The sequence below is a fragment of the Streptococcus caballi DSM 19004 genome (assembly GCF_000379985.1).
GTDB classification, from domain to species: Bacteria; Bacillota; Bacilli; order Lactobacillales; family Streptococcaceae; genus Streptococcus; species Streptococcus caballi.
Genome location: NZ_KB904062.1, coordinates 192,262 through 202,894 on the forward strand (window position 1 = coordinate 192,262; position 10,633 = coordinate 202,894).

Sequence of the window (10,633 nt, forward strand, 5' to 3'; positions counted from 1 at the left end):
CAATAAAAGGAGTAAACATGAAGCGAAATACCCCTGAATTAAAAGAAAAGCTCATTCAAACTGGAGTTGAAGAAATTCAAAAACATGGCATTGATCAACTATCGCTCAGGACTGTTGCCAGAGCTTGTGGGGTAACTCATGGAACTCCCTACAAACATTTTGAAAGTAAAGAAGGTTACTTAAAGGTTGTCCTCAGCCGCCTTTCAGATAGTTATAACAGTGCAGTCACTAAAAATATTGACAATTTCACAACTGCCAGAGAACAGCTTATTCAAATGGGACTGAATTTTGTTGTTTTTGCGCAAGACAACCCCTATCACTTTGAAGCGCTATTTATCAAGTATCCTTTCAATTACATGAAAGTCACCTCAGAAACCATTATCACCACAACGAGCCTGCCTGGATTTGATCATTTTAAAGATATTGTAACTAGGCTGCGCCAAGAAAAACAGCTAATTAGCAACGAAACTGATACCCTTATTCATTTTTGGAGTTTCATTTCTGGACTGAGTGTCTTGATTAAAAGTCCCATCGGCGACAACTTCACCCAGCAAGACATTCAGGAAATTATTGAACAAATGTTAAACATTTACATCAAAGGAGGCCAAAGATGAATATTCTAATCATTTACGCACACCCAAATCACAAGAGTTTTAATGGTGCTATTCTTAAGCAAGTCCAAGATCACTTAGACCTCAAGCATACTGTCAAACTTTTGGATCTCTATGCCGAAAAGTTTAATCCTGTGCTCTATTTTGATGAAGATCATCGTCGTCGAGATATGGCCGTAGATCCTGATACTCAAACCTACCGCGACCTTATTACTTGGGCAGATAAACTTATCTTTATCTTCCCAGTCTGGTGGAGTGGCATGCCAGCCATTCTAAAGGGCTTCATTGACCGTGTCTTCGCTTCTGGCTTTGCCTATTCCTACAAAAAGATGGGGATGGCTGGACACCTTAATGGTAAGACCGCTTGGATCATCACGACGCACAATACACCAGGCTTTCTCACTCCTTTTGTCCAAGATTATGGCAAGGTATTGAAAAGGCAAATTTTTAGCATGTGCGGTATCAAGCCTTGTAAGCTAACCTCACTTGCTCATCTGAGAGGCATTGATTTGAAAAAACGTCAAAAGATGCTGGAAAAAATCGCCACACAGGCAAGTCAGCTATAGTCATAACGACCCGTGAAAACGGGTGGCTTGTACACCGGCTATAAGCCGTTTTCCTCCAGCGACGTCTAAAGATGTTCGCCGAACTTCGTTCAGGTTAGTGCTATGATTACTTGACTAATGCCCGTAACAACGGGCTTTTATCTTGTTCTAAAACTGCCATCTGAAAATGGATCTTCATACTCTTTGACACTCAAGAATCAAGTGCGATGTCATTTTTCTCCTGCTCTTGAATATATTTTGCTACCGTCTTTTCGTTCAGTCCAACGGTACTCACATAGTAGCCTCTAGCCCAAAACTTTCGATTTCCATACTTATATTTTAAATTAGCGTATTTATCAAATATCATGAGAGCACTTTTACTTTTCAATACCCCATGAAATCGGAAATCGAAAGTTTTGGTGGTATCAAGACGAGCATATGAACATGATCTGGCATCATATGTCCCTCAATGATTTCCACGCCCTTGTATTGACATAGGTGACGGAAATATTTAATTAAGTCCTGCCTAATTTTGTAGTAAATGGATTTTCTGAGGTACTTAGGTGTGAAAACTATATGGATAGAGCACATCTATTTTGTATGTGATAAACTGTAGCTGGTTTTAGCCATTTTTTACTCCATTATCTAACTTGAACAATTAATCAGATTATAACAGGAAAAAGAAATGGAAGCTCAAAGCCTTGTCAGCCACCAGCTATGCTGGTGGCTTTCTTATTTTTCTCGTAGAGAAAAATAAGAAAGCCATAATAAAAGACCCTAGCATAATAGCTAAGGTCTTTAAGACGTTGTTAAATCAACGATTATTTTTTAAGGTTGTAGAATGATTTCAAACCACGGTATTCAGCAACTTCACCAAGTTGATCTTCGATACGAAGCAATTGGTTGTATTTAGCAATACGGTCTGTACGTGACAATGAACCAGTCTTGATTTGTCCAGCATTAGTTGCAACTGCGATGTCAGCGATTGTTGAGTCTTCAGTTTCACCTGAACGGTGTGATACAACGGCAGTATATCCAGCTTCTTTAGCCATTTCAATAGCTTCGAATGTTTCAGTCAAAGTACCGATTTGGTTAACCTTGATAAGAATTGAGTTAGCTGCACCTTCTTTGATACCGCGAGCAAGGTAGTCAGTATTTGTAACGAAGAAGTCGTCACCAACTAATTGAACACGTTTACCGAGACGTTCAGTAAGAGCTTTCCAACCATCCCAGTCATTTTCATCCATACCATCTTCGATAGTGATAATTGGGTATTTGTTAACCAATTCTTCAAGGTAATCAATTTGTTCAGCAGCGGTACGTTTAGCACCTGTTTCACCTTCAAATACAGTGTAGTCATAAACGCCATCTTTGTAAAATTCTGATGACGCGCAGTCAAATCCGATGAAGACTTCTTCACCTGGTTTGTAACCAGCTGTTTCGATAGCTTTGATGATTGTTTCTACAGCATCTTCAGTTCCATCAAATTTAGGAGCGAATCCACCTTCGTCACCAACAGCTGTTTCAAGGCCACGCTCTTTAAGGATTTTCTTAAGTGTGTGGAAGATTTCAGCACCCCAACGAAGAGCTTCTTTGAATGTAGGCGCACCAGCAGGCACGATCATGAATTCTTGGAAAGCGATTGGAGCATCTGAGTGAGAACCACCGTTGATGATGTTCATCATTGGAGTTGGAAGAACTTTAGTGTTGAAACCACCAAGGTAGCTGTAAAGTGGCACTTCAAGGTAGTCAGCGGCTGCACGAGCTACAGCAATAGAAACACCAAGAATAGCGTTGGCACCAAGTTTACCTTTGTTTGGAGTACCGTCAAGAGCGATCATAGCGCGGTCGATAGCTTGTTGATCACGTACATCGTAACCGATGATTGCTTCAGCGATAACATTGTTAACGTTGTCAACGGCTTTTTGAGTTCCAAGACCGTTATAACGAGATTTGTCACCATCACGAAGTTCAACTGCTTCGTGTTCCCCAGTAGAAGCTCCTGAAGGAACCATACCACGTCCGAAAGCACCTGATTCAGTGTAAACTTCTACTTCAAGTGTTGGGTTACCGCGTGAGTCAAGGACTTCGCGAGCGTAAACATCAGTAATAATTGACATTATGTTACTCTCCTTATGAGTTTAATATTTTTACATGTTAATAATACCACAATCTTGGGCTTTAAGCAAATTAAAAACGAAATTAATGAAAATGCTTTTCCAACCACCAATATTAAACTTATCTTGTCGCCAAAATCATCTGTTAAAATCATGAAAACTACCAAAGTATTTTCAAGATATTCTGTAATTTGTTTCATAATCTCCCACACAGCAATTTAAAACAAAATAAGGTATAATCAAAGATATAAATCTTGAGGTGACTTATGGAAAAGATAATCGATAAAAAGGTGATGCAGGCTACTAGTGGTGAAAAACGCTTCAATCCTGACGAGCAACGTAAATATTTTGGGACTTTTGCAGAGCGTGTTGTTCTCAGTATTCTGTTTGAAGATGCACAACAAGCAAATCTTATAAAAAATTTTGAAAGTATTTTAGCCGAACAAAAAGACAAGTATGACACCGTCATTCTAAAGATCTCTTCTAAATTGTCCTTGACAGCTCAAATGTCTTACATGAAAGTAGCACAAAAACTAGATATAACCGCGACAATTATAGATGAGAGTAAAGCCGACTCGCCTTTCGGTATCATTGTACATACCGACCTTGCTGAGAACCTAGAAGAAACTAATGTAAAACAGCTCTACCCACAGTATTTTGAGGGAAAGTTACTACAAACTTCAACTGAAAAAAAATCTTTTTGGAAAAAATTATTTCATTAAGGAGCGAGTCCATTAGGATTTGCTTTTTTCTATTTCTCGTAAAAGATTCCCTATATTTTGTGCCGTTCGAATGAGATTTAGTCTAGCGTGTGCCAGTGTATTTTCCAAACTATCAACACCTGCAATGATAGGAAAAGCTGCTATAATATTTTCAATAGGAAAGGCAGGTAAATCCTCCTTCAAACTTCCACAAATGGCAATGATTGGAATGCCATCTGGTGTCCGTCTGGCCACACCAATGGGAGCCTTCCCAGCCAAACTTTGTTTATCCATGCGACCTTCGCCTACAATCACTAAATCTGCATTTTGCACATGCCTATCAAAATCAAGTACATCTAGCACTGCATCAATTCCCGAAACGATCTGTCCGTTAGCAAAGGTCACTAGGCCTGCCGCCATACCTCCTCCTGCGCCTGCACCTTCTAACGAAAGAACTTCTGAATTAACTAATTGATAAAATGACGCCATAGCTTGATCCACCTGACCAAACTGGTCCTCTGTCAATCCTTTTTGAGCTGCAAAGGTGTAAGTAGCCCCTGATTGGCCGCAGAGGGGATTTTTGACATCCGTAATAATGGTAAGTTTAACTCGACTTAAATCTAATGATGGGCTAGTCATTTTTCGGATTTTTCCTAAATTTTCTCCAATCGGCTCTACAATTCTGCCATTTTCATCAAAGAAATGGTAGCCAAGTCCTGCTGCCATACCAATACCGCCATCGTTAGTCGCTGAACCACCTACACCAATCATGATTTCCTTGACACCCTGTTTAATCAAGTGACTAATCATCTGTCCAACACCTTCAGTCCGTAGTGTCAGAGGATTTCGCGCCTCCTTAGGAACCTTTCCTAGACCACAGATAGCTGCCATCTCAAAAACAGCAAGCTGACTATCACTAGCATAGTCCACTTCAACATCCTCTCCTAAAGCCCCTGTCACTATTAACTTGTGTTTGCTTAAATTGAGACCATCAATGAGAGCATCCATAGTGCCTTCGCCGCCATCACCAAGAGGAATGAGGTCAAAAGTTGCCTCTGGCAGTGCTTCCTGAAATCCAATCTTAAGTGCTTGAGCAACCTCATAAGCCGACAAAGATTCCTTGAAAGAATCAGGTGCAATAACGATATGCATAAAAAACCTCCTTTACTTGCTTTTCCTCACTTTTATTATATAATTTTTTCTAGTAAAAGGAGGGCATACAATGGAAAAATGGGACGCTTATTTGGAAAATGGTGAGAAAACAGGTCGATATCTTACACGTGGCCAACGGCCACTACCTGATGGCCTCTATCATCTGGTTGTTGAAGTCCTCGTTCAGCATGTCGATGAGCACATCTTTTTATGAAACGCGACATAAACAAGCCTAGTTACCCTAATTATTTTGAGGCTAGTGCTGGTGGCTCTGCATTAGCAGGTGAAAGCACGGAGGAAGCTATTTTGCGTGAATTGGAGGAAGAGACCGGCATCACCCCTTTAACTCTAACCTTCCTGGATAGGAATTTATATCGTAAAGACGCCTGCTTTATTGCCACAGCCGATTGTCCAAAATCAGCTGTGCGCTTGCAAGAAGAGGAAACAACAGATTATTGTTGGGTGCCCTTAGAGCAATTAACATATTTTATTGCCAATCACCTAGTCATACCTAGACAAGTTGAGTTATTGAAAGACTGAATAAAAGGAGAATAGGGAGACAAGCACTGATAAAATGGTCAACTCTCCACTCCCTGTTCTCCTTCTCGCTTGATTTATTACCAAGATTAGGCAAATAAAATTTATTTCAGTTAACTTGTTTACACACCTAGTCCTAGCTCTACTTCCTTTGAGGTCATCACAAATTCAAAAAGTTTATGGCTTTACCAAATGAAGTAGAGGCAAAAACAAATGGATTTAAGTTGAATAAAAGAAAGTCACCCAATCTTTAAATCAAACTAATCAAACATTTATTTGCATAACAGAAAACTAAAAACAAGCCGGAGATTCATTGCCCTAAAGCTAATCACTCTCGCTTGCTTTTTATTTGGATATGACATAAGGATTAGTAGTCAGTGATTTTTTTGCGATCATGAACATTGGATTGCTTACCTTGACGTGATTGAAGAACTGCTTCTACATCATCCAAAGTTACACCGGTTTCTACTAACATCACTGCTAGATGGTAGAGCACATCGGCGGTTTCATTGGCAATCTCATCCTTGTCTGTATTTTTGGCAGCGATGACTACTTCCGTCGCCTCCTCCCCAACTTTTTTAAGAATTTTGTCCAAACCTTTGTCAAAAAGATAGTTGGTATAAGATCCTTCCTTGGGATATTGTTTACGATTTTGTGCTTCCTTATAAAGTGTTTCAATCATGTGATGTTCTCTCCTTTTCTTTTGAAAATACCCATTTTTAGGGTTGAAATATATATTTTAAAGTAGTGAATCCAAAGTTTAGACAATATGAGGCCGCATACTAAAGCAATCACTAGCAAAATTGATGTTGCTCAAAATGAACGACTGGTTATGAGATGTTGTGATTACTGCCTAAACACTTTTTTAGAATAGCAATTATAAACAGCTTGAAGGTATTTTGATTATGACCATTTCTGAATCTAGTCCTCCAATAAATACTGGAATTAAAATTAGCAAAAAACAGGATAATATATCAATAGCCTTATTCTCTTTTAAATCTAATAATACAGTCGCAATGAAAGCAACTGAGACTAATATTATCGTTGAAAACAGATTATTTTTTCATCAACTTTTAATTCAAATGAAATATATGAATTGTTCCAATAATAGACACTTACAAGTGAGCATAAGCAAATATCAATAATATATTGGTAATATTTGAATTTTTAATCTGAAATCTCAATATCGCAAGCAAGAATACTTGCATGACCAACCAAAACATATTGAATACATAAGCCATTATTAATGTCCTATCAGAATGAACCTTAATATGGTACTGTTTTTGTAAATAGTAAGGCCAAGAAGAACAATTCCGGTACCCGTAAGCTTCTTAAAAATGCAAAATTCATTGACTGATACCGAGTCTATCTAGCTCATCAATATGACCAATTATCCATAAATAGACTATATCAAATAGGTTAAACAAAAACCTTCTTACTCTTTTCAAAATAAACTTTAAATTGAGCAATCACCTGTTCTTGGTAGATAACACAGAAAAATAACTGGTAGATTATCACCTTATATACTTACTAATAAAAAATATGACACTGCTGATGACAAAAAGAGCTATATCCATTTATCAGAGCCAGCAGTTAATACCTTTTTAGACTTCATCAATTGCCAATAATATCAGCAAGGTAATAATTACAAGAAACTCTAAAGTATTCCCACCAGTGAGTAGCAAAATAGAATCAGTAATCACTGAAATTCGAACTGTCAGAGCTCCTATCACAAGTAGGGAAGCTATACTAAACACTGGCAACAAAGCTGCTAATCACAATAAAAACTCCAAATAACCTTGACACCTCTCTTCAATACTTCTTTTCTCCTCACTTTAAAGGATAAATCTCATTGAAAAAACAGCTATAAGCTCCTGTGTGACAGGCTGCGCCATCCTGTTTAACGGAGATGAGCAAGGTATCTTGGTCGCAATCGGTTTTGATGGATTTGACATGTTGATAATGGCCGGAAGTCGCACCCTTATGCCAGAGTTCATTTCGGGAACGGCTCCAATAGTGCATTTGCTTGGTTTCAAGTGTCAGACGATAGGATTCCTCATTCATATAGGCCAGCATGAGAACCTGTCCCGTCTGATAATCCGTTACAATAACAGGAATGAGTCCGCCTTGCTTGGCAAAATCGAGTTTTATGCCTGTCATAATCTCACCTCAATTCCAGCAGCTGCCACAGCTTTTTTGGTATCTGCAATCGCCACCTCTCCATAATGGAAAATAGAAGCTGCCAAGGCACCCGTTGCAGGGGTCTTCTGAAAAACTTCCACCATGTGGGCAATATTGCCTGCACCGCCCGACGCTATAATGGGCACATTAACAACCGCAGCCACGCTATTTAGCATATCTATATCAAAGCCTGACTTGGTGCCATCTTTATCCATAGAAGTCAAAAGAATCTCACCAGCCCCCAGACTGACAGCTTCTTTAGCCCAGTCGAGCAGTTCCCTGCCAGTGTCTTTTCTTCCACCAGCCACATAAACATGCCAACTACCATCGTCTTGCTTTTTAGCATCAATGGCAACGACGACACACTGATTGCCAAATTTCTCCGAACAGTCTTTGATAAGTTGAGGGTTGGCTAGGGCTGAGGAATTAACAGCCACCTTGTCCGCACCTGCCTTGAGCATTTTTTTCATGTCTTCAACCGTACGAATGCCGCCGCCGACCGTAAAGGGGATAAAGACTTGATCAGCTACGCGCCGAACCATATCAACAGTGGTGTCACGTTCTTCATGGGTTGCGGTAATATCCAAAAAGACTAGTTCATCGCAACCAGCTTCATAATAAGCGCGTGCTGAGTCAACGGGATCACCGACATCTGCCAGATTGACAAAATTGACCCCCTTAACCACACGACCATTCTTAACATCTAAGCAAGGGATAATCCTTTTTTTTAACATAGGCTAGTCCTCAAAAGCTTTCAGTTGATCTAGGTTGATATTGCCACTGTAATAGGCCTTACCCACGATAGTACCGGCAACTCCAATTTTTTGGAGCTTTGTCAAATCGCTGAGCTCTGCAATGCCACCTGATGCAATGACCTTAGCGGTTGTAAGTTCAGCAACTAGACGTTCATAATGGGCAAAATTGGGTCCCGTCAGGGTGCCGTCACGGTCAACGTCAGTATAAACAAAGAGACTGACACCCATTTTTTCCATTTCCTTGGCCAAGCTGATGTAGTCAACTGTACTGGTTTCCAGCCATCCTTCTGTCGCCACATAGCCATTTTTAGCATCAATACCAACCACAATTCTATCTGCCCCAAACTGCTCTAGAGCAGTTTTGACAAAAGCAGGATCCTTGACGGCCATTGAACCAATGATAACGCGGTCAATGCCTACCGCAAGATAATCAGCAATCTGCTCTAGCGTGCGAATGCCACCACCGACCTCAACACCAAGACCTGTCGCCACCTTTAGCGCCGCAATTAAATCACGGTTGGTCGCGCGACCATCCAGTGCACCGTCCAAGTCTACCACATGGATAAACTTAATGCCTGCATCCGCAAAAATACGTGCCTGTCCCAGAACATCAGAATTAACGACCGTTTTCCGGGCAAAATCCCCCTTAAAGAGACGAACTGCCTCTCCATCCTTAATATCAATTGCAGGTAAAATTTGCATATCTAAGATACCCAGTGCTTTTCACTTCTAGTGAAACTTGGCGACTCTTGAAACTCAAGATCACCTCCTTTATTTCTCACTAGATAAGCACGGCTCAATCAAAAATTCTGAATGAGCTTATCCTTTCTCTTGTATTCTTCTATTTATCACACAACGCCACAAATTTCTCCAGAATGCCTAAACCCACATCGCCTGATTTTTCAGGGTGAAATTGAGCTCCATAAACATTATCCTTGTGAATCATAGCTGGTACTTTGATAGAATAGTCAGCTGTGACATCAATGAATTGATCTGGGACATCCGTGAAGTAACTGTGTACAAAATAAACTGACTGCCCTTCCAAGTCATCTGTCAGAGGAGTTTCCTGCTGTATAGTTAAATCATTCCAGCCCATGTGAGGTACCGGCATGTCTATCTTGATAGGAATCTCACGGCAAATTCCTGGAATAAAGCCAAGACCAGCTGTTTCTGTGTGCTCCAAGCCTTTTTCCGTCAAAATTTGCATGCCCAGACAAATGCCCAGAAGCGGTGTGCCAGCAGCTACCGCTTCTTTGATAGCAGTGACTAACCCACGCTTTTCCAGTTCTGCCATGGCTGTCGGATAAGCGCCGACACCTGGCAAAATGAGACCGTCTGCTGCTAAAATTTTATTTCTATCAGCTGACAATTCTGCCTCTACACCAAGCTTGTTCAAAGCACGTAAGACATTTGCAGTATTGCCGGCATCATAGTCAATGACGATTAATTTCATAACAGCCCCTTTGTCGAATTGACTCCGTGAATCTCTGGATTGATAGTGATAGCTTCGCGAAGTGCACGGCCAGTTGCCTTAAAAAGACTTTCTGACTTGTGGTGATTATTTTTACCATGCAAAATCTTCAAATGCAGGTTCATCTGTACATTAAAAGCCAGCGCTTGGAAGAACTCTTCTACCAACTCTGTATCGAAATTGCCTAGGGTTGGATTAGTAAACTCACAGTCAAAAACCAGATAGCTACGTCCTGACAAATCCAGGCTAGCCATGCCCAGGGTTTCATCCATAGGAACAAAACTTGTCCCATAACGATTGATACCCGCTTTGTCACCTAGTGCTTCCTTCAATGCTTGACCGAGGACAATACCTACATCTTCCACTGTGTGATGGCTGTCAACGTGAAGGTCACCATCTGCCTTAACCACCAGCGAAATACGGCTGTGTCGAGCAAATAGGGTCAGCATGTGATCAAAAAAGCCAACACCCGTGTCAATGTCCACTGGCTCCTGTGCATCTAAGTTCAAACTAATCTTGATTTTGGTTTCAAATGTATTACGTTCAATGCTTGCTTGTCTCAT

Annotated in this window: 13 protein-coding genes and 1 pseudogene; 5 read left to right on the top strand and 9 right to left on the bottom strand. The window is 40.4% G+C overall.

Annotated elements, in window-relative coordinates:
• Positions 1–17: 17 nt before the first annotated feature.
• Both A3GS_RS0100895 and A3GS_RS0100900 read left to right on the top strand, forming a co-directional pair.
• A complete protein-coding gene (locus A3GS_RS0100895) occupies positions 18–614 on the top strand; it encodes a TetR/AcrR family transcriptional regulator (RefSeq protein WP_018363550.1) in 597 nt (198 codons plus the stop codon).
• A complete protein-coding gene (locus A3GS_RS0100900) occupies positions 611–1,177 on the top strand; it encodes an NAD(P)H-dependent oxidoreductase (protein ID WP_018363551.1) in 567 nt (188 codons plus the stop codon). Before A3GS_RS0100895 ends, A3GS_RS0100900 begins: the two co-directional genes overlap by 4 nt.
• 137 nt (positions 1,178–1,314) lie before the next feature.
• On the opposite strand, the pseudogene tnpA reads toward A3GS_RS0100900, so the two are convergent.
• Both tnpA and eno read right to left on the bottom strand, forming a co-directional pair.
• Positions 1,315–1,747, bottom strand: a pseudogene (gene tnpA / locus A3GS_RS11245) (IS200/IS605 family transposase).
• A 230-nt stretch (positions 1,748–1,977) separates the two neighbouring features.
• Entirely contained in the window at positions 1,978–3,276 is a 1,299-nt protein-coding gene (gene eno, locus A3GS_RS0100915; RefSeq protein ID WP_018363552.1) for a surface-displayed alpha-enolase, read from the bottom strand.
• A 263-nt stretch (positions 3,277–3,539) separates the two neighbouring features.
• Here eno and A3GS_RS0100925 point away from each other — a divergent pair, with 263 nt between their 5' ends.
• Complete coding sequence (locus tag A3GS_RS0100925) at positions 3,540–3,995, top strand: YueI family protein (RefSeq protein WP_018363554.1); 456 nt, start codon at positions 3,540–3,542, stop codon at positions 3,993–3,995.
• Between the two features lie 12 nt (positions 3,996–4,007).
• Here A3GS_RS0100925 and A3GS_RS0100930 read toward each other — a convergent pair whose 3' ends face one another.
• Positions 4,008–5,126 carry a glycerate kinase gene (locus A3GS_RS0100930; RefSeq protein ID WP_018363555.1) on the bottom strand — a complete coding sequence of 373 codons (1,119 nt, stop codon included), beginning with the start codon at positions 5,124–5,126 and terminating at the stop codon, positions 4,008–4,010.
• Positions 5,127–5,196: 70 nt separating this feature from the next.
• Between A3GS_RS0100930 and A3GS_RS13000 the strand changes: the two genes are divergently transcribed.
• Positions 5,197–5,340, top strand: coding sequence for an NUDIX hydrolase (locus tag A3GS_RS13000; RefSeq protein WP_240430877.1), 144 nt, complete (start codon positions 5,197–5,199; stop codon positions 5,338–5,340).
• Complete coding sequence (locus tag A3GS_RS11250) at positions 5,337–5,666, top strand: NUDIX domain-containing protein (RefSeq protein ID WP_240430878.1); 330 nt, start codon at positions 5,337–5,339, stop codon at positions 5,664–5,666. Before A3GS_RS13000 ends, A3GS_RS11250 begins: the two co-directional genes overlap by 4 nt.
• A 364-nt stretch (positions 5,667–6,030) precedes the next feature.
• Here A3GS_RS11250 and hisE read toward each other — a convergent pair whose 3' ends face one another.
• The 6 genes from hisE to hisB form a co-directional block, all read right to left on the bottom strand.
• Positions 6,031–6,345: a phosphoribosyl-ATP diphosphatase gene (gene hisE / locus A3GS_RS0100940; RefSeq protein WP_018363556.1), complete on the bottom strand. Its 315-nt coding sequence runs from the start codon at positions 6,343–6,345 to the stop codon at positions 6,031–6,033.
• A gap of 1,148 nt (positions 6,346–7,493) precedes the next feature.
• Entirely contained in the window at positions 7,494–7,823 is a 330-nt protein-coding gene (gene hisI, locus A3GS_RS0100950; protein ID WP_018363558.1) for a phosphoribosyl-AMP cyclohydrolase, read from the bottom strand.
• Positions 7,820–8,578, bottom strand: coding sequence for an imidazole glycerol phosphate synthase subunit HisF (gene hisF / locus A3GS_RS0100955; RefSeq protein WP_018363559.1), 759 nt, complete (start codon positions 8,576–8,578; stop codon positions 7,820–7,822). The genes hisI and hisF overlap by 4 nt, the downstream gene beginning before the upstream one ends.
• Before the next feature lie 3 nt (positions 8,579–8,581).
• Positions 8,582–9,301 carry a 1-(5-phosphoribosyl)-5-[(5-phosphoribosylamino)methylideneamino]imidazole-4-carboxamide isomerase gene (hisA, locus tag A3GS_RS0100960; RefSeq protein ID WP_018363560.1) on the bottom strand — a complete coding sequence of 240 codons (720 nt, stop codon included), beginning with the start codon at positions 9,299–9,301 and terminating at the stop codon, positions 8,582–8,584.
• Between the two features lie 139 nt (positions 9,302–9,440).
• Complete coding sequence (gene hisH / locus A3GS_RS0100965) at positions 9,441–10,052, bottom strand: imidazole glycerol phosphate synthase subunit HisH (RefSeq protein ID WP_018363561.1); 612 nt, start codon at positions 10,050–10,052, stop codon at positions 9,441–9,443.
• Positions 10,049–10,633 (bottom strand): imidazoleglycerol-phosphate dehydratase HisB, encoded by a 585-nt coding sequence (gene hisB / locus A3GS_RS0100970; RefSeq protein ID WP_018363562.1) that lies wholly within the window; start codon positions 10,631–10,633, stop codon positions 10,049–10,051. The genes hisH and hisB overlap by 4 nt, the downstream gene beginning before the upstream one ends.